A 19,617-nucleotide genomic window follows, 5' to 3' on the forward strand; every position below is an offset into this window, starting at 1 on the left:
TCACCCGTCCTGGGCCTCGCGCAGGCTGCGCGGGCGCAGGTCGGTCCAGACGGTGTCGATGTGATCCATGCAGGCCTGCTCGGACCCGGTGAACCCGGCCTCGCGCCACCCCTCGGGCAGCGGGAAACCCTCACGCCAGATGGAGTACTGCTCCTCGTCGTTGACGACGACCAGATAGGTCCAGGCCTTGGTGTCAGTCATCGGCTCCTCACTTCAGCTTCTCGATAGCGGCGACCATGTCCCGCACGGTCGACGACTCGAACAGGGCGCGCATCGGCAGCTTCACGCCGGTTGCCTTGCGGACCTCGGCGACCAGCTTCACGCCGACCAGGGAGTTCCCGCCGAGCTCGAAGAAGTCGTCGTCGGGCTGGATGCCTTCGACGCCGAGGACGTCGCTCCACAGCTGGGCGACGGTCACCAGCAGTCCGTCGCCACCGGTCGCGGCCGGCGGATCCGCGCTGACGGGCGCCGGGGCGGCGACCTGCTCAGGCGCCGGCGCAGCGACGGTCGGGGTGGCAGGCACGCTGATCGGCGCCGGCGCGGGAACCGGTTCGCCGCGCAGCTCGGCACCCTCGTCCGCGCCGCTGCGGAGAATCCGTGCCAACGGCGTGGCACTGACGATCACGTGCGGCGCACCGTCGAGTACGACGGCCCGGTAGAACGCGTCGACCGCATCACCGGGGTCCATGCCGGTGCTCAGGCGGACGGGCTCGGCGGCGGCATCCACCGGCTCCAGGGCGGCGCCCATCGTGTCGCCGTCGACCCTGCTCATCACGAAGTCACGGATGCTGACCAGGACCTTGCCCTGCTCGTCGCAGAGCTGGATGTCGGCGTTGTAGAGACGGGTGCCGTCGTACTGGACGTAGCTGAACATCCGCGGCGCGAGCGGGGCGTGGATCCGCAGCCGGCCGTAGCCGACCGGCACGTGGCCGCTGCTGCCGCCGAAGGCGGTGATCTCATCGATAACCGCCGGGTGCAGCGGCAGCCCGGCAAGCTCGTCGACGACGACAGAGGGCGGCTCGAAGGTGCCCAGTCGCTCGCCGTCGCCTTCCCGGATGCCGGCGAGGCTGCGCCAGTGCGCGCCGAGCCGGAACCAGCCGGCACCGGCGAGCTCCTCCTCATTGAAGCCGTTCTTCTCAGACCCACAGCGGTCGCGCACCTGGTCGAGATCCACCGGCGGCTCGGCCGGTGCGCTCACCCACGCGACCCGGCCGTGGGCGTGCACGGTGTCACCGGTGCGGGTCTCGAACGCCCGGCCCTCGCCACCGCGGGTCAGCACCACCTCCAGCTCGGCCTGCTCTCCCTCGTCCAGGGAGAGCGGGCGGGTGAAGAAGACCTCGGACAGCTCGACGACCGCGTCCGCGGACGGTCGGGGCACCGAGTCCTCGAAGCCCGCCCTGACCAGCTCGAGATAGGTGGCGCCCGGGACGACCGGGCGGCCCCCGGACCGGTGCTCGTCCAGGAACCAGTGGGTCTCCGGCGCGACCGTGGCGGCGTACGTCGTGGAGTTGACGGTGACCCGCTTAGAGGTGAGGATCGGGTGGTCGAACGGCTCCTGCCGGCCCGGAACCTTGGCCGCGAGATCCTCGGTCTCCACGGCCATGCCGACGCCGTTCCAGGCGCCCCAGCTGATGCTGCGCACGCTGCGCGCCCAGCCGCCGGCCCACCGGGCGAAGGCGTCCTGGTATCCGTTCGCCGCGCAGTAGTCGACCTGCCCGACATCGCCACCGAAGAACGAGACGCTGGTGCAGAGCACCACCAGGTCCAGGTCGAGGTCGCCGAAGGCTCGGTACATCGCGAGCGTGCCGGCGACCTTCGGAGCGAGTACGGCGTCGGCGACGGCGCGGTCCTTGACCTCGATCAGCCCACCGCCCGGCACGCCGGCGGCGTGGACGATGCCGTCGATGCGGCCGAACCGGTCGAGCCCGACATCGCGCACCCGCCGCAGGTCCGTCTCACTGGAAAGGTCGGCCTGGACCACGAGGACCTCGGCGCCCGCGGCCTCCATCCGCTCGATCGCACGCACGGTGCGCTCGACGCGGGGCTCGCTCAGCGCGGCGGCGTCCTGCCACTGGACACGCGGCGGCAGCGGACTACGGAACGCCAGCACCAGCCGGGCCTGCGCGGTCCGGGCAAGGTCCTCGGCCAGCGAGATGCCGATGCCGCCGGAGCCGCCGAGCACGACGTACACGCCGCGCGAGCGGACCGCGTCCAGCCGGTCGGCCAGCGGAGCGACCTCGACCGGCTGTACGTCGCGGGTCCAGCGCAGCCGGCCGCGCAGGGCGACCACCGGCTCACTCGGAGCGGTCCGGAGCTCGGCCAGCAGCGCGTCGGCAGCGGCGCTGTCGGGCTCGTCGGTGACGTCGATCCGGCGGACCTGCACGCCGCCCGTCTCGTGGGCGGCGACCGCGGAGATGCCGTCGAGCAGCGCGAGCTGGGGCCGGTGGACCCCTTCCCCGGTGACGTCCCAGGTGCCGCGGGTGACCACGTCGACGACCACGCCCTCCTGGCCGTATTCGGCGAGGCGGCGGAACAGCTCGAGCAGGGCGTGGAAGCCGAGCTCGGTGACACCGGCGAGGTCGTCGGCGCCGGTGGGGTCGGCCCAGGCGTCCAGCCCCCAGGCGTGCACCACCCGCTCGGGTACGGCGCCGAGTCGCTCAAGGTGGGCGGCGAACGCCGCGGCGTCCGCTACGTCGGCGCGGCGCAGCACGCTGACCTCGCCGAACGCCTGCAGCCGCTCGGCCATCCGCTCGCCGTACGGCCCGTCCGCGAGCACCAGCCAGCCGGTGCCGGACGTGGAGCGCGGCGTGGTGCCGCGCGGCGCCTGACGCCAGCCGGGTACCGAGAACCATCCGTCGACCATGGGCGAAGGCGCGGCCGGCGCAGCCACGGGAGTCGCGACCGCCGCGGCGACCGGCGCCGCGACCTGGGCAATCGGCTCCGGGTCGGGATCGACCCAGTGACGCGCGCGCTGGTAGGGGTAGTGCGGCAGCGAGACCCGGCTGCCGGCCGGGTGGGCAGCGTCGGCATCGCCGAGGCCCACCGTCCACAGCCGCGCGGCGGCCGAGCGCAGCTCGGCGAGCTCGTCCTCGTCGCGGCGCAGCCCGGGTATCGCGGCGACCGCGCCGGAGCCGCGGGCCATCCCGGAGAGCGCCTGCCCGGGACCGCATTCGAGGATGACCGTCGGGCCGTCGTCGAGCAGCGTGGTGAGGCAGTCGTGGAAGCGGACCGGCCGCCGCAGGTGTGCGGCCCAGTAGCTCGGCGAGGTCGCCTCGGCGGAGGTGATCCAGTCACCGGAGACGTTGGAGATGTACGGCGTCTGCGGGGCCGACCGGTCCACGCCCTCGACGAGCTCGGCGAACTCGTCGACGATGTCGTCCATCATCGCGGAGTGGAAGGCGTGCGAGGTGGCCAGCGGCACGTGCGGCACGTCGAGCGACTCGAGCCGCTCCACCAGCAGGTCGACCGCCGGCGTCGGCCCCGACACGACGCACGAGCTCGCGCCGTTGACCGCCGCGATCTCCGGCGCGACGTCGAGGTCGAGCAGCTCGGGCGCGGAGAGGTGCTCGCGTACGGCGTCTTCGGGAAGCTGAACGGCGAGCATCGATCCCGGCGGGAGGCCCTGCATCATCCGACCCCGCGCGGCGACCAGCCGGAGCGCGTCGGGCAGCGCGAACACGCCGGCCTGGACGGCGGCGACGTACTCCCCCACCGAGTGGCCGATGGCAGCGTGCGGGCGCAGTCCCCAGCTGGCCCACTGCTCCGCCAGCGCGTGCTCGACCACGAACAGCAGCGGCTGGGTGAGCTGGGTCTGCCGGATCTCCTCGGCGGCCCCGCGGAACATCACCTCACGCAGATCGGCGTCCAGCTCGGGGCGTAGCACCTCGGCGCACTCGTCGATCACGGACCGGAAGACCGGCTCCCGCTCGTAGAGCGCGGCACCCATCCCGACGTGCTGCGACCCCTGCCCGGGGTAGAGGAAGGCGAGCCGGACGGCCGGGTCGACCTGGGCACGGCTGCCCTCGCCCGAGCGGAGCGCGGCAACCGCACTCTCCACGCTGCTCGCCTCGAGGACCCGGCGATGCCGCAGCTCGCGACGGCCGTGACGCAGGGTGTGGGCGACGTCGCTTAGTGCCAGGGACGGGTACGCCTCGAGGTGGTCGGCCAGGCGCGCGGCGGACTCGTCGAGCGCGGTCTCGTCGCGCGCGGACAGGTAGAGGTGTGCCGGCTCGGATGCGGCCTCGGCCGGCTCGGCGTCGGGTGCGGGGGCGGCCTCGAGCACGAAGTGCGCGTTGGTGCCGCCGAAGCCGAAGGAACTGACGCCGGCCCGGCGCGGGTGGCCGGGGTCCGGCCACGCGGTGAGGTCGGTGGCCACCCGGAACGGGCTGCCGGCGAACGGGATCTCCGGGTTGGGCTGCTTGAAGTTCAGGGTCTGCACGATCGTGGCGTTCTGCAGGCAGAGCACCGCCTTGATCATGCCGACCACGGCTGCCGCCTGGCTGAGGTGGCCGAGGTTGCTCTTGACCGATCCGATCGCGCACCAGGCGGACTCGTCGTCCTCCTCGACCGACGCGCCGGTGGTCGGCGCGACCGACGCCTTGGTGCCGGTGAACGCCTCGATCAGAGCCGAGACCTCGATCGGGTCACCCAGCTTGGTAGCCGTCCCGTGGGCTTCGACCAGGCCGATCGTGCGGGGGTCGACGTCGGCCACGGCGAGGGCCTGCCGGATGACGTGAACCTGCCCCTCCGGGCTCGGCGCCGTGAACGACATCTTCGCCGAGCCGTCGTTGTTGATGGCGTTGCCGACGACGACCGCGCGGACGTCGTCACCGTCGGCGAGGGCATCGGACAGCCGCTTGAGCAGCACCATCCCGCCGCCGCTCGACCACACCGTGCCGGAGGCCTCGGCGTCGAAGGAGCGCACGTGTCCGTCGGAGGACTCCGGTGCCCCGTCGATGGCGACATGGCCGGTGCGCGGTGGGAACTCCATGCTGGCGCCGCCGGCGAGCGCCATGTCGCACTCCCCGCCCCGCAGTGCCTCGCACGCGAGGTGCATCGCGACGCCCGAGGTCGAGCAGGCGGCGTACACGCTCATGCTCGGGCCGCGCAGCCCGAGCAGGTACGACGCCGAGGTGGCGAGATAGTCGGCGCCGTTGCCGATGTGGATCGTGCCTTTGGGCGTCAGCTCCAGGATCCGCTTGTTCCGCTCGATGTAGTTGTAGGCGTAGAGCGGATCCCCCGACCCGCCGTACACACCGATGTCGCCGGGGTAGCGCTCCGGGTCATAGCCGGCGTCCTGCAGGGCCGAGGCCGCGAGCTCCAGGAACAGCCGGTGCTGGGGATCGGTCACCTGCGCCTCGCGCGGTGTCATCCCGAAGTAGCCGGCGTCGAAGCTGTCCAGGTCGGCTGCCTCCGCGATGACCGGGACGAATCCGGGGTCGTCAACCTCCTCGTCCGGCGCACCCGCCGCGCGGTGCTCCTCCTTATCGGTGAAGACCATCGACTCGACACCGTCAACGAGGTTGCGCCAGAACTCCTCGACGTCGGCTGCGCCGGGGACCCGGCAGGCCATTCCGATGATGGCAATCGGCTCGACGGCGGGCTCCGCGGCGGAGTCGGCGGAGTCGGCGTCAGCGGGCCGGCGGACGGTTGCGGATTCGGTCATCAGCGTTCTCCTGTGGTGGGGGCGGCGGGACGAGGTGCTCGAGTACTGCGCTGGCGAGCTGCGGCTCGCCTTCGCTGGGCCCGATCCAGGGCGGACCCGCGTTTCTCGAGCTGTCCTCCGTCGAGGTGGGCAGCCAGGGTTCGCACGGTCGGGTGGAGGAACAGGTCGACGACGGCGATCTGCCGGTCGAAGGCGCCGCTCAGGTCGGCGCGGACCCGGAGCAGGTCGAGCGAGGACCCGCCGACGTCGAAGAAGTTGTCGTCGATGCCGAAGTCGGCCGACCCGATGGCGGCCGCCCACGCCCGGGCGACCACCTCCTCGGTGCGGCTGCCCGGCGCCTGGCCGACGCTAGGACGCCGGGGCCTGGCCAGATGCAGCGGCGCCGGGTCGGGGACCTGCAGGCCGGCGGCGAGCACGGCCTGGCCGGGCATCACGGCCGCCGCTGCTGGCGCATCCGGCTGGTTCAGCATGTCGGCGAGCAGCCGGGTGACCGCCGAGAGCAGCACCTCCACCCGGTCCGCCTCGTAGAGGTCGCTGTTGTAGGTGGCCTCCAGCTCGATGCCGGCGTCGGTCTCGACGACGTACAGGGTCAGATCGAAGAGCGACCCGGTGACCGGCGGGCGCACGGTCGTGGTCCGCACACCGAGCAGGTCCAGCTTCGGCCGGCGGAAGTTGAAGACGTTGAAGACGACCTGCACCAGCGGGCTGGTGCCGATCTCGCGGGTGGGCCGGAACCGCGCCACCACCTGGTCGAGCGTGGTCGACGGGTGGGCGGCCGACGACACCAGCGCGTCGCGGCAGGCGAGGACCAGCGCGTCGACGCTGGTGTCGGCGGTACGGCGCAGCCGCAGCGGCAGGATCTCGACGAAGAAGCCGACCATCGCCTCGAAGGCGAGGTTGCGGCGGTCGGCCACCGGCGTACCGATCACGACGTCGGTGCGGCCCACCAGCCGGAAGACCGCCTCGGCGAAGCCCGCGAGCAGGACCGTCGCCTCGGTCACCCCCAGCCGCCGGGAGTCGCGCTCGACCGCCTGCGCCACCTCGGCGGGCAGCGCGATGGAGGCGCGCTGCCCGGTCCAGCTCTGCACTCGCCCCCGCTCCCGGTCGCGGGGCAGGTCGACCATCGACGGCGCACCCTCGAGGTGGCTGTCCCACCACTCCTGGTCGGCAGCACCGCGCCGCGCGTCACGGGCGGACCGCCAGGCCACGTAGTCGGCGAAGGTGTGCTCGACGGCCTCGGCGTCGGCCCGGTCGCCGGCTCCCTGCACGATGTCGGCGTAGTGGCGGGCGAGGTCGGTGTACAGCACGTCCTGCGACCAGCCGTCGAACACCGCGTGGTGCACCGACAGCGCGAGCGTCCACTCCCCCGCGCCCGTGGCCAGCAGGAGGGCGCGCCACAAAGGTCCGGCCGCGAGCCGGAACGGCTCGCCGCAGAACGCCGCGACGAGGGCGTCGACCTCAGCGGGTACGGCGTCGGCCTGCCGCCAGTCGAGGGCGTCGGCGGCGCCGACGCTGACCGTGGGCGTGCCGTGTGCGTCGGGGAAGCGCCAGCGCAGCACCTCGTGGTCGCGCTGCACCCGCAGCAGCGCCGCGTGCAGCGCCACGGGATCGAGGTCGCCCTCGATCCTCTCGACGATCGCGATGTTGTAGGCACCCGGCTGGTCCGAGAGCTGGTCGACGAACCAGAGCCGCCGCTGGGCGGCCGAGGGCTCGCGCGGCGAGCCGGTCGGTACGTCGTCCCACGCCTCGGGCTCGCCGCGACCCGCGACGCAGGCGGCGAGGGCAGCGAAGGTGCGCTGGCTGAGCACGTCCTCGAAGGTGACGTCGCGACGCAGCCGGGTCCGGATCGTGGCGACCAGGTGCATCGCCGAGATCGAGTCGCCGCCACAGTCGAAGAAGTCGTCGTCGCGACCGGGAGCCGCCGTGCCGAGGGCCTCGGCCCACAGCGGCGCGAGGGCCTCCTCATCAGGCCCGCGCGGCGGCTCGGACGACGTCCGGGCAGGGGCGAGCGCCCGGCGCAGCGCAGGCGTGTCCACCTTGCCGCTGGGCCCGCGGGCGAGGATGTCGAGAGCGGAGACGACGGCCGGTACGGCGGCGGTGGGCAGTCGGTCCCGGCAGCGCTCGAGCACGGCCTCGATCGCCGCGGTCGCCGGCATCACCGCAAGCCCGACCAGACCCTGGTCGAGCACGACCGCATGCGCCTCGTCGACACCGCGCACTCCGGCGGCGACGCGCTCCACCTCGTCCAGGTCGACCCGCTGGCCGCGGATCTTCTGCTGCCGGTCGAGCCGGCCGAGGAACATCAGCGTGCCGTCCGGCTGGAGCCGGACCAGGTCGCCGGTCCGATAGGCCCGGCCTTCCAGCCCGAGCGGTGCGGCCACCCATCGCTCCGCGGTCGCCTCCGGATCACCGAGGTAGCCGCGGGCCAGGCCGGGGCCGAGCACAAGGAGCTCGCCCTCGGCGCCGTCGGGCACCGGCAGCAACTGCTCGTCGACGACGGCCACCTGGTGGTTGGCCAGCGGTCGGCCGATCGGCAGCGGAGTGGTCCAGCGGCCCGCCGCCTCGAAGGCCAGCACCTGCACGGTGGCCTCGGTCGGGCCGTAGCAGTTGAGGAAGCGGCGTCGTACCGATCCGGCCGTCCACCGCTCGACCTGCTCGTGGTCGGGGGCTTCGTCGCCGGTCATGACGGTGGTGAACGCCGGCAGCCGGTCGGGATCGAGCAGCGCGACCAGGACTCGCGGCAGCGACCCGAAGGTCACCGCGTGCCGGCGGAGGAAGGACTGCATCCGGTCCGCGTCCCGCCGGTCGCGCTCGTCGACGACCGCGACCCGGGCGCCCAGCATGAGCGGCACCCAGACGTCGAGGACGGAGACATCGAAGGCGAACGACGCAAAGCCGAGCACGACGTCGGCGGCCGACAGGCCCAGGTCGTGGGCGGTGCCGGCGGCGAGAGCACACACGCTGCCGTGCTCGACCATGACCGCGCGCGGGGTGCCGGTGGAACCCGACGTGAAGATGACGTACGCCGCGTCTCCGGGGCCGTCCGGGGCCGCCGGCGGGGCGGCCGTGACCTCGGCGTCCGAGGTCCCGGCGAGGAGGTCGTCCAGCGAGATCTGGTCGGCAGCCGTCGGCTCCGCGGCGAGCACCACCCGGGCGCCGCACGCGGCCACGGCCTGCTGCAGCCGGCCGGCCGGCGTACCGGGCTCGACCGGGACGTACGCCGCACCCGCGGTCATCACGCCGAGCAGCGCGGCGATCGACCGAGGAGTGCGGTCGGGCAGGCAGAGGACCCGGTCGCCGGGCGCGACGCCCATCCGCCGCAACGCATCGGCCACCCGGTCGGCGGTGGCGACGAGCTCGGCGTAGGTGAAGTCGTGGTCGTCGTGGGCGATGGCCACCGCATCGGGCCGCTCGGTCGCCCGCAGCCGAATCTGCTCGGGCACCGTGGACGCCGGCCATGGGACGGCGGGACCGGTCAGGACGGTGCCCCGGGCGATACCGGGGACCTGCTCAGCGGTCGACATCGAGCACCCCCTCGATCGCGGTCTCCGGGTCGACGTACTGCAGCCGCAGCTCCGCGGCGTACCGCCGGCCCTCGGCGTCGGTGAGCCAGGCGTGCTCGGGCCCGGGCAGCAACTCGGTGACGACGAGCCGAGCCCCGGGATCGGTCTGCAGCGCGCTGCGCGCCATCGTGCACAGCGAGTCCGCCGACAGCGGGTTGGTGAAGTCGGCGAAGAACGGCTTGAGCTCGGTGCTGAGCCGCACGAACGCCCGCTCGGGGAGGCCGAGGGCGGCCCGCCAGCGGCGGGTCGCCACCAGCCGATCGATTCCGCCGAGCGCGGTCGCGAGCCCGCTCTCGGCCACCGGCTGCTCCCAGGTCTCGCGCGAGACCACGAGCCGGTCGATGCTGACCCGCGGCGTGTGGGGGCGGCCGGTCCCGCCGACCGGCCGGACGTGCACCACCGCCTCGGCGAGGAAGTCCGCGAGCACCTCGAGCAGCGGCCAGGTGCGGCCGTCGGGGGCGTGCACAACCAGTCCGGCGGTGCCGCGGACGACCGACAGATCGGGCAGCCGGAGCAGCGCGGTGTCGCCGGCGGGCGCGTCGGTGAACCCGAGCCGGCTGTCACCCGGGAGGGTCAGCACCGGGCTGACTCGCGCGGTGAACCACGGCCAGCCCTCGGGCAGCAGCGGCCGGACCCGGTTGCCGCCGATCACTCGCTCGAACTCGCCCGCAAGCCGATCCGGGTCGGGATGAGAGTCGAGGAAGACCGTGCAGTCGAAGGTGGACCAGGCCACGTGCAGGTCGCCGAGCACGAGCGCGTCACCCCCGCCCGGGTCGGCCAGCGTGGCCGGGTCGGCGCACAGCAGCAGGTCGGGACTGTGCACCCGCGCCGCCGACCAGCCCGGTGCCGGCGCCGCGAAGGCCCGCTCCACCTCGGCGGCCAGGGCGGTGCTGTCGACCCGGAGCCGCGGCACGTCCGCAGCCTCGGCGATCCCGAGCATCGCCTCCCAGCGCTCGGTGAAGCTGGTGAGTACGTCGTCGAGCGGTCGGTCGTCGCCCGCGAGCAGCGGCTGCGCCAGGAACCAGACCTCGCTCAGCGGCACCCCCTGCCCGGCGTGGTCCTGCTCCTCGGCGAGCTGGTCGTAGACCTCCTCGAGTGCCTGCAGGGTCGTGCGGGCGGCGTGCCAGGTCACCCACCGCAAGCTGTTCAGGAAGAGCTCGAGTGGCGTGGCGCAGACCTCGAGCAGCGGGCGGCCGAGGGTGACCTGAACGTCGCGCGTCGTGTCCATGTAGGCGAGGGTGCGGCCGGCGTAGTTCTCACCCGGGCGGTTGCGCAGCTGGGCGCCGGGCAGTGCGGTGAACAGCTCGTCGAGCCGGTCGAGGACCGGGCCCGGGTCGGCGTCGGGTGCCTGCCCGTCGAGCTCGCGCAGCAGCTCGAGCACCGGGTCGAGGACGCCGAGCGCCAGCGTGCGCGGCCCGGTCTCCGGGATCGCCGCGACCTGCTCGCGCAGCCAGTGCTCGACGCCGGGCCGCATCGGCGGGTCCCAGCCCCAGCGCACCAGGCCGCTGTTCACCAGCCCGCTGAGGACGGTGACGAACCCGGAGCGGTCCAGGTCGCGCCCGCTCGGAGTCCGGCGTACGGCGAGCAGCAGGTCGTGCGCAGGCACCGCGCCACTCGCGTGCCGCAGCACGGCGTGCTCGATCTCCGACAGGTTCAGCGGCGGAAGCGGCGGCCGCACGATCGCGCCGTCCCGCAGCGTCACGTGCGGAGCCAGGGATACCGGCGCCCACAGCCGGACGGACTCGTCGCGCTCCACCTCGGCGGCCAGCAGTGCGACGCAGCGGTGCTCGAGATAGGTGCGACGGTCACGGGCCACGACCGGTCCCGGCCGTACGTCGACCGGCTGGTCGCCGTCGCCGATCCGCGCCCACACCGCGGGGCCGAAGAAGCCGATCGTGTCGTTCTTGCCGCAGTAGCGGTACCAGTAGCGCTCGACCAGCGCCTGACGGCGGCGCACTTTGTGGCGCTGGCGGGTGTTGAGGCGAACCTCGGGGGCCGGCCCGGCGACGTGGTCGAGGACCATCCGGGCCTCCGGGCTCTGCCAGGTGACGGCAGCACGGAAGGCGGGGTCACTCGCGATCTCGGCGAGGCTGGCACGGATCTCCTCCGCCGCGACCTCGATCGCGGCGTCGACCTCCGCGCGGCTCGCCTTGCCGGCCAGGAAGGCGTCCGCGACCGCCGCCGCCTCGGGCACCCCGAGTCGCAGCAGCCCCTCGACCGGGAAGCCGGTGCTCCGCACGACGACATCGCGCCAGGCTGCCCACCCCTGCCCGCCGGCTGTCGAAAAACCCGGGTCGTCGCCGACAGTGCTGACGACTGCCGTTCGCTCAGACACGACTGTTCTCCCTCCGTCGAATGTCCAGGGCCAGCGGCCCGCTCCCATGCCGGGCCACCGCCACGACCGTGTCGCTGACCGGTATGTGCCACACCGCGACGTCCTCGTAGCCGGGGCCGCGTGCGCGCCAGGTCGGCTCCCCCGCCTGGCCCGAGAAGTCGGGGGTCCCCTGCCCGGCCACGGTCCGGGCCGCCCGCCGGGCGCTCAGCAGCCGGGCGGCGTGCCAGGTCCGGTCGGGCTCGGCCATCGCTCGCAGCTCGGCGGCCTCGGAGGCGGCGAACCGGGTCAGGTCGGCGGCCGGCTGCACACCGGCGGGGTCGAGGGGCTCGACGGTCACGGCCAGGTCGCCGTACACCTCGCACAGCCCGGCTGGGTCGACGCGCACAAGCGGCAGGTCGGGAACGGGGGCGGTGGCGTGCGGGGCCAGGAACTCCATGAGTGCACCCGCGAGCCCGCCGCCTGGCCGGTGCACGAAGAAGTGGTCGTCGTCGACGAGCCGAAGGCGCATCGACCCGGTGGTCATCCGGCTCCAGCCGGCCCCCCGCCAGGGTCCGGCGCTGCGGTCCCGCTGACCGAGCACGACCAGCAGCGGCAGGTCGAGCGCGGGCCGCGCGGTGCGTGGCTGGTCGCGTAGCCAGGCCAGGTCCGCGTGCAGGATCGGCAGCAGCAGCTCGGCGAGCTCCGGGTGGTCCAGGACGCCGTCGTCCATGCCGCCGATCTCGCGCAGTCCCTCGAGCACGGCGTCGGGATCGGAGCGATACCGCTCGACGAGCGGGTCGGTGACATCGGGCGGGCCAGCGGCACCCACGGCGAGGCCGGCCGGCGGACGGACACCGAGCCTCGGCAGCAGGTGACAGAGCTCGTAGGCGAGGCGCGCACCCATGCTGTGGCCGTAGAGCGCGTAAGGGCCGTCGACCTGTTCGGCGACCTCAGCCGCGACGCCTGCCAGCGTGAACTCCGGCGGCTCGCCGAACCGGCTGCCGCGTCCGGGAAGGGCCACCGGCCGCACTCGGACCCGCTCGCCCAGCGCGCTCGCGAGCGGCCGGAAGATCGTCGAACCGGCACCTGCGAACGGTAGGCAGAACAGGTCGGTCACGAGTTGAATTCAAAAGCTGCGACCGCAGCCCAAAGGCGCTGCAGAAGCCAAGCATCAACGCTGTCGTACAACGACAAGCGCCCCCCTCCCGAGATCCTCCCGAGACCTCCACTGTGCCCGCGGATCGCGCGGGTGGGGTCACAGTACCCCCTGGGTCAAGGGGAGAAAACACATCCAAAAACGTCCAGAAAGTTCCACTGGCCATGTCCAGAAAGAGGGCGGGCCACCTCTTCCATGAGTCGCTATCCTGGGCAGCCTCGGCACCGCCATCAGGTGCCTACTGCTCCGATCCCGGGGGAGGATCGTGCCGCGCCGCGGCACTCGGTCACGGGTGGCGATCGCTCGCGCTCTCCGTCGTTTCGGGCATGACTTGAGGGAGCACGCGATGGTCGTTTCCAGCCCATCCGTCACCTCGGCCGACGCTGCCCACAAGGCACTGGTCGGCCTGGGTTTCGGGCCGTTCTTCGGTACGCCGTGCGGTGTGCTCGCGCCATTACTCGCGCGGCTCGCCGACGGCGACGACTACCACGTCGTCAGCCGTGAGGACAACGCGCTCGCCCTCGCGGCAGGGGCCGCACTGGCCGGCCGCCGCGCGGTCGCGCTGATGCAGAACTCCGGGTTCGGGCAGGCGGTCAACGTGCTCGCCTCGCTGGTGGTCCCCTACCGCATCCCACTGCTGATGGTCGTCAGCATGCGCGGCACACCACCCGATACGACGGCCGAGAATCTTGGCATGGGCCACCTCACCACCGCCGTTCTAGACGTCCTCGGCGTCCCGCACATTTCGCTCGAGCACGGCGAGGAGGAAGCGCAGGTCGCGGCCGCCGCCGACCGGGTCATCAGCGGCGGAGAACCCTGCGCCCTGCTCGTGGCTCCGGACCAGTTCGCGTGGGTCCCGTGAGCCGCGGCAAGGCCGCGACCGTGGAGGTCCTGGTCGACACCGTCCGCGCCGGCGCGGTACCCACCGTCTTCACCACCGGGTTCATCTCCCGGTTCGCCTGCGCCGTGGCCGACCCGCCGCACCACTTCTACATGGTGGGCTCGATGGGCATGGCACTGCCGCTCGGTGCGGGCATCGCCCTCGCCACCGGCCGGCCGACTCTCGTCGTCGACGGCGACGGCGCGCTCGCCATGAACCCCGCGGCGCTCGTCACCGCCGCACAGGTACGCGCCCCCGTCGTGCACGTCGTCCTCGACGATGCCGCCTACGACTCCACCGGCGGCCAGCCCACCGGCGTCGCACCGGGCGTGCTGCCCGCGCTGGCGGAGGCCGCCGGCTACCCAGACGTCCGCCGTATCGAGGTCGGCGACGACCTCCCGGCAGTCCTGTCGGCCGCCCTCAAGCACGCGGCGGGCCCCGACCCCGCCGGCCCCGTGATGCTGCACATCGATGTCGTACCCGACCGCCCGGTCCCGTCACGCATCACCCGCCCCCTGCCCGAGGTCGCGGCACGCTTCGGAGCAGCCGTGACCGCCAGCTAGCATCCGCCGACCCGGCCCGTCTTCACACGTACGACGCGTGACCCGGCCGCTCTTCACCTGTACGACGCGTGACCCGGCCGCTCTTCACCCGTACGACGCCTGACCCGGCCGCTCTTCACCTGTACGACACGTGACCCGGCCGCTGTTGACATCCGTGCCGTGAGTACAGGCCGGTTCGGCGCTCTGTCAGGTGAAGACGGGCCGGTTCGGCGCTCTGTCAGGTGAAGAGCGGCCGGGTCAGCGCTCTGTCGGGTGAAGACGGGACGGGTCGCCTAAGGTACCTAGGGCCGCCTCAGGCGGCCAGGAATAGGGCAGTCGCCCGATGTGGGGGCCTACCTCATAGAAGCAATCTCCTTACCAACAGCCAGAACAAGGAGATTGAAGTGAGCAACCTGATCACCCTGACCGACCGCGCCGTCCTCGACCAGCAGGACCACCTCCGCGAGGCCCGCCAGCGGGCCCTGGTCCGCGAGGTGAAGGCGAACCGCCGTTCCAACGAGCAGAAGGTACGCCGGCACCGTGCCAGCACCCGCCTGATTCAGCGCTTCGCGGCCTGATGAGTGCGCGGTCGCAGCGGCAGCTGCGATGTCGACCACACAGACGACGAACAAGGGCCTCTGACCTGCATCGATGCAGGTCAGAGGCCCTTGTCGTTCCCGTCGACCTAGAACCGGTCGATGGATTCAGTGACCGGCAAGTGCTTCGCCCCGGTCCACCCTGCGACGTGGCGAATCCTCGTCGGTGGAATCGTCGGTGGGGTCGTCACTGCGTCGGGTCCGGTAGAGCGACCTGACGAACTCGACGGTCGACGATGTGATGGCGCCGTACCGCACCGCATCGTGGAGAATCTGGTCGGCCTCGACCCGGGCTCGCACACCCTGGCGCAGCATCCAGGCCGGAACTGCCGCAGCCATCAGCCACCACAGCGACGTCGTGGCGAGCAGGCCGGTCAGGATCAGCGTCGGCACGATGATCGCAGCGCGCAGGGAGCCCTCGGACTGCACGCGGTCCCAGTCGTTGTACAGCGCATCCCGCTCGATCTGCAGCCGCATGGGCAGCTCGGAGTACAGCTCCTCCCTGACCGACTCCGGCGCCAGATAGAACAGCAGCCACGAGTGTGCGCTCGCGTCCGCGAGGTCGGTGGCGCGGACGACCTTGCGGCGGATCTTCACAGGTACGGCGAGCGACGAGTTCTCATCGGTTGCCTCCCGTACATCACGCGCCCAGGTCTGCATCGACGGCGGACACTCGGAACGATCGAACACCTGCCAGTCAATGGTCTCCGGAACAGCGGCCGTCACCCGGTACAACCAGTGGTCGAAGCCGCCGTCCCGTGCCTGGAGCTCACCGCTCAGGCCAAAGGCCGAGTTCAACAACCGGTCCCGTCGGTGTCCCGAGTTGATCTTCAGCCGGTCCGCGATCGCTCGTAGCCGAACCGACGGGACGAGGCTTCCCAGCAAGATGGCTGCGACCCCCAAGGCAGCCAGCACCAGGTGGACGCCCGCGAAGTCGGTCAGGGCGTGCAGCCGGCGAGATACCAGGCCGCCATCGCTGCTGGGCAACGCATCCTCGCCGAGTGCGATCCAACCGATCAAGAACCATAGGGATCCAGCGATCAGTGGTGTTCGGGTATGCCGAAAGCCCGGCAGGATGTTGGCAAGCACGGCAGGTCATCGTACGGGGCGGGTCAGGAGCGCAGCAGGATGGCGAGGCCGCCGGTGGTGTAGACGACCATCAGGGCCAGCAGCGGCACCTGAGCCGGGACGGCCCGGGCTGCCGGGAACAGCCGGACCGAGCGGTCGTGGGCGGCGACCACGCCGAGCACATGGCCGAGCACGATCGCGCCGACCTGGAGGGTCGCCGTACCGGACGCGCCGAGGAGCAGGGCCGGCGCGGCCGGGTTGTCGGCGCCCAGCGCGATGGCGACGATCCTCGGGGCTTCCAGAGTGAAGAGCGAGAAGTAGTGGGCAACCAGGTAGCCGACGGCGATCGGCAGCAGGCTGTGGGCGAAGGCGGTGACCGGACCGGGCGCCCGTGAGGTGCGGCCGGCGATGACCTGGGACAGGCCCGCGCATGACGCGTAGAGGCCCGCAACCACGAGGCAGGCGGCGGTGAGGCCGAGGGTTCCGGCGCCCGTCCGGCCGAGGGTGGAGGTCTCCAAGGTCTCGATCCAGCCCGGCGACCTGGAAAGCCCGTCGTACGCCGTGCTGCCGAGTAGGACGCAGACGGCGGCCGCCAGGCCAGGCGCCGACGGCACAGCGTCCAGGCTGTTCAGTGGGCTGCGCAGGACCAGGCGCCCGTCAGCAGGTCTGCGGCCGAGCGGCGAGAGGTGTCCCAGCAGTGCGGAGTAGGCCTCGAAGGCGTCGCCTCGCTCGAACCACGCACTCCCATAGACCGCCGCCGCTGCAAGCTGGGCGACCGCGTACGCCGTGAGGAAGGCGAGGAGGCTGGAGCGGGCGGACGGCTCGGGCGCGGCGAGCTCGAGCCAGGTGAAGGCGAACAGGCCCAGGGCGGCCGGCCAGTAGCCGAGCCGGGCGGGCAGCGGACGGCCCTGCCGCGGCGACCGGCGCAGCGCCCGGCAGGCCAGCGCATGGACGGTCCGCAGCGGGTTGAGCAGGCGCCAGACCGGGCCGAGCAGCAGGGACGCCGGCACCAGGCCGACCCAGAGCAGGACGAAGACGGCGCCCGCCGCCGGGTTCCGGTCCGGGTCGTCGGGGCCGAGGATCAGGTGGGCGACCACGAACACCGCGGCCGCCAGGCCCAGAGCGCGGAGCGTGTGCCGCACGGCCGGCCCGTCCGCGAGCCGCTCAACGGCCGCGGGCAACGGCCGCCCGGCGGTGTCGCCCGAGAACCGGGATCGCGGCCACAGCAGGCCCAGCGCGAGGAAGGAGACGAACAGCGCGGCGAAGGCACCGGCGTACGCGTAGAGGGCGGGGATCGGCAGGTCCTGCCGGCCGCCGATCCCATGGGCGAGGCTCAGCCCGTCCTCGACCCGGATCACCGGACGACGAGCTCGGTCAGGACCTGGCCGGCGTGGGCGGTCGCCACGGTGAAGCTGCCCGGGCCGGCGACGACGAAGCTCACCTGGGTGGCCCGGTGGGCCGCGAGCCGGGTCGGCCGCACGAGCCCGGGCGCGCGCAACTCGTCGGCCACATCGCTGGTCACCACCACCGCCACCCGGTCGCCTGCCGCCACCTCGACGCGACCTGCGGGCGGGCTGACCTTCCCAGCGGTGATGGCGATCCGCAGGGTCACGTCAGGCAGGTCGCTGCCCGCGTTGTCCGGTGGCTGGGTCGCCGGTGCGACCGGCCCCGTTGCGGTGTCGTGCGAGGTACCCGGCGGGTGGTGAGTGGTCGGCCGCGAGCACCCGGTCGCGACCACCAGCAGCACCAGGGCGACCAGAGCGTGTCTCCTCATGCGAGGGCGGCGCGAACCTGCTCGCGGCTGCGGGCTGCGGCGGTCACGGCCCACACGACCCAGACGATGCCGAGCAGGGTCCGCAGCCACGCAGGGCTGATCGGCGTCCACGGGAGCATCATCACGCTCTTGTCGAAGGCGTCGAGCAGCGTGACCACGCCGAGCACGATGGTGACCCAGCCAAAGCCCCGCCACCGAGATCGCAGCAGGAGGCCGGTCACGACCCACCAAGCACCGAGGAGCAGCAGGCTCACGGCAGGGACGCCGGTGCCGGCGTACGCCGTGGTCGAGCCGACGATGCTGAGCACCAGACCCGCCAGGCCGGCGGCGTACACGATGGTTCCGAGGGGCACTCGGCGAAGGGTGCGAAACCAGAGCACGCCGCCCACCAGGGCCAGCACCGCTGCGACCGCCAGGCTGATCTGGGTCTCGACCCGCTCCAGGCCGGTCGCGCCGTACCAGTCGCAGCCAGCAGGCAGTCTGCGGTCCTGCGCGGAGTACTCGGCGCAGACCATCAGCGCGGCCAGCTTCACCGGCTCACCCACAACCCGGTCGCTGCCGCCCGAGACCTCGCCGGCCTTGTCGCCGCAGGAGGGCAGCACCGGCGGATTGCTGCGGCCGTCCTGGCCAGACCAGCAGTTGCCCTCTCCCTGGCCGTCCCACCAGGTGTCGAGCTCGTTGGGCCGGGACTTGCCGGCCTGGTCCACGCCCAGGTGGTTGCCGACGTACCGGTTGTGGTGAGAGGTGTCGGCCTGCTTGGCGAGCGAGCTCTCGCTGCGGATGAACGCCGGGACCGAATGCAGCACGAACGCCGCGCGGTCGTGGCCGTAGACCCAGTTGTCCTCGAAGACGTTGTAGTTGCCGCCGGCGGTGATGAAGCCCGACCCCACGGGAACCGAGATCTGCGGGCAGACCACGCCATCCTCGTAGCCGCGTTCGGCGGGCGGCTTGGCGCAGGTCCCGTCTTTGATGTGCTTGTAGTAGTCGGCGTTGTTGTCGTGGACCAGGTTCCGCTCGAACTTCGCGTGATCCTGCGGAAGGCCGGGATGGTCGGGGAACGCGCTGTCCATGGTGGCGCCGGCCATGTTGTGGTCGAACTCGTTGTCGTGCACCCACACCGAGTTCCCCGCCGTACCCGAGTAGCCGACCATGTTGTGGTGGCTGCGGCAGCCGGTGATCTCGATGGCATACCGGGGTACGTCGTACTCACGGTCGCTGTTGATGTCGGAGGCGCTGCCGGGGTAGAGCCCGGAGTCGCCGTTGCCGTAGGACTCGCAGTCGGTGTAGAGCCCGTGGTCGCTGGCGAAGGTGAGGAAGCCGTACTCGTCGTTCCAGCGGCTCAGGACGTCGTCGATCACGAACCCGTCCGTGGCCAGGATGTAGAGCGAGTTGAAGGTGGACCGCTGGACGGTGAAGTTCCGGAAGTAGATGCCGTCGGACATGTCTGAGCGGATCACGTTCAGCTTGCCGTACTGCCCGTCGATGATGACATCGTCGCGGCTGGCGCCGGTGCCTTCGATCTGCAGGTCCTGCTTGTCGAGGATGGCGACCAGGTTGTCGTTGTTCGGGCACTGGTTCTGCTGCTCCCACGACAGGACCTGGTAGCCGAACGACGAGTCGGGCGCGTCGAGGTTGGCACAGACGCCGGTCGGCTTCGGCTGCGTGGGCTCCTCGAGATAGAGGCCCGGCAGGATCGCGATGTTCATCCCGGGCTTGTCGACGGCATCGACCGCCGCCTGCAGGTCGCGGAAGCCATCCTTCTGGCAGCGGTCGAACAGCGCCAGGTTTCGCTGCTGCAGCGCGGCCGGAAACTCGGCGATGCGCTGCTGAAAGTCCGCCCGGTCGGTCTTGCAGACGATCAGATCGGGGTCGCCTTGCCGGTACTTCGGCACGCTCCCCGACCCATCGGGGAACTCCACCGGCCGCTCCTCGTGCGCCAGGGAAGGCGCGGCGATACCGAGTACGACGATGCTGGCGGCGATGAGGGCGAGCAAGGCCCGGCGAGCGTGCGACATGGTCGCATCACCGTAGAGTTGGGCGTTCGTCCAGGTCAAGGGAC

General features: G+C 72.2%; 12 protein-coding genes. 3 read left to right on the forward strand and 9 right to left on the reverse strand.

The annotated features are described in order from the left end of the window. From DDV73_RS23215 to DDV73_RS23235, 5 genes are read right to left on the reverse strand one after another with little or no spacing between them, the layout of a single operon-like run. Window positions 1–201: an MbtH family protein gene (locus DDV73_RS23215; RefSeq protein ID WP_109509644.1), complete on the reverse strand. Its 201-nt coding sequence runs from the start codon at window positions 199–201 to the stop codon at window positions 1–3. A gap of 7 nt (window positions 202–208) precedes the next feature. Continuing rightward, window positions 209–5,665 (reverse strand): type I polyketide synthase, encoded by a 5,457-nt coding sequence (locus DDV73_RS23220; protein ID WP_109509645.1) that lies wholly within the window; start codon window positions 5,663–5,665, stop codon window positions 209–211. Beyond that, window positions 5,665–9,189 carry a non-ribosomal peptide synthetase gene (locus DDV73_RS23225; protein ID WP_109509646.1) on the reverse strand — a complete coding sequence of 1,175 codons (3,525 nt, stop codon included), beginning with the start codon at window positions 9,187–9,189 and terminating at the stop codon, window positions 5,665–5,667. Before DDV73_RS23225 ends, DDV73_RS23220 begins: the two co-directional genes overlap by 1 nt. Further along, window positions 9,176–11,563: a lantibiotic dehydratase gene (locus DDV73_RS23230; RefSeq protein ID WP_154402873.1), complete on the reverse strand. Its 2,388-nt coding sequence runs from the start codon at window positions 11,561–11,563 to the stop codon at window positions 9,176–9,178. Before DDV73_RS23230 ends, DDV73_RS23225 begins: the two co-directional genes overlap by 14 nt. Next, window positions 11,556–12,659 (reverse strand): thioesterase II family protein, encoded by a 1,104-nt coding sequence (locus DDV73_RS23235; protein WP_109509648.1) that lies wholly within the window; start codon window positions 12,657–12,659, stop codon window positions 11,556–11,558. The genes DDV73_RS23230 and DDV73_RS23235 overlap by 8 nt, the downstream gene beginning before the upstream one ends. A gap of 385 nt (window positions 12,660–13,044) precedes the next feature. Here DDV73_RS23235 and DDV73_RS23240 point away from each other — a divergent pair, with 385 nt between their 5' ends. The 3 genes from DDV73_RS23240 to DDV73_RS28100 all read left to right on the forward strand — a co-directional run bounded on the left by DDV73_RS23240 (window position 13,045) and on the right by DDV73_RS28100 (window position 14,698). Continuing rightward, window positions 13,045–13,560 carry a thiamine pyrophosphate-binding protein gene (locus DDV73_RS23240; protein WP_109509649.1) on the forward strand — a complete coding sequence of 172 codons (516 nt, stop codon included), beginning with the start codon at window positions 13,045–13,047 and terminating at the stop codon, window positions 13,558–13,560. Further along, on the forward strand, window positions 13,557–14,141 hold the full coding sequence (locus tag DDV73_RS23245) for a thiamine pyrophosphate-dependent enzyme (protein WP_154402874.1): 585 nt from the start codon (window positions 13,557–13,559) through the stop codon (window positions 14,139–14,141). The genes DDV73_RS23240 and DDV73_RS23245 overlap by 4 nt, the downstream gene beginning before the upstream one ends. Window positions 14,142–14,524: 383 nt before the next feature. Next, window positions 14,525–14,698, forward strand: a complete 174-nt coding sequence (locus DDV73_RS28100; protein ID WP_154402875.1) for a hypothetical protein — start codon at window positions 14,525–14,527, stop codon at window positions 14,696–14,698. Between the two features lie 126 nt (window positions 14,699–14,824). Here DDV73_RS28100 and DDV73_RS23250 read toward each other — a convergent pair whose 3' ends face one another. Genes DDV73_RS23250 through DDV73_RS23265 form a run of 4 tightly spaced genes read right to left on the reverse strand, consistent with a single transcriptional unit; the run spans window position 14,825 to window position 19,573 of the window. Then, entirely contained in the window at window positions 14,825–15,805 is a 981-nt protein-coding gene (locus DDV73_RS23250; RefSeq protein WP_154402876.1) for a hypothetical protein, read from the reverse strand. 23 nt (window positions 15,806–15,828) lie between these two features. Next, window positions 15,829–17,142, reverse strand: coding sequence for a hypothetical protein (locus tag DDV73_RS23255; protein ID WP_206051059.1), 1,314 nt, complete (start codon window positions 17,140–17,142; stop codon window positions 15,829–15,831). After that, on the reverse strand, window positions 17,139–17,558 hold the full coding sequence (locus DDV73_RS23260; RefSeq protein ID WP_154402877.1) for a hypothetical protein: 420 nt from the start codon (window positions 17,556–17,558) through the stop codon (window positions 17,139–17,141). Before DDV73_RS23260 ends, DDV73_RS23255 begins: the two co-directional genes overlap by 4 nt. Beyond that, window positions 17,555–19,573, reverse strand: a complete 2,019-nt coding sequence (locus tag DDV73_RS23265; RefSeq protein WP_109509653.1) for a right-handed parallel beta-helix repeat-containing protein — start codon at window positions 19,571–19,573, stop codon at window positions 17,555–17,557. Before DDV73_RS23265 ends, DDV73_RS23260 begins: the two co-directional genes overlap by 4 nt. Window positions 19,574–19,617 lie beyond the last annotated feature (44 nt).

Origin of the sequence: Nocardioides speluncae (assembly GCF_003121585.1) — a bacterium.
In the GTDB taxonomy this organism is placed as follows: Bacteria; Actinomycetota; Actinomycetes; order Propionibacteriales; family Nocardioidaceae; genus Nocardioides; species Nocardioides speluncae.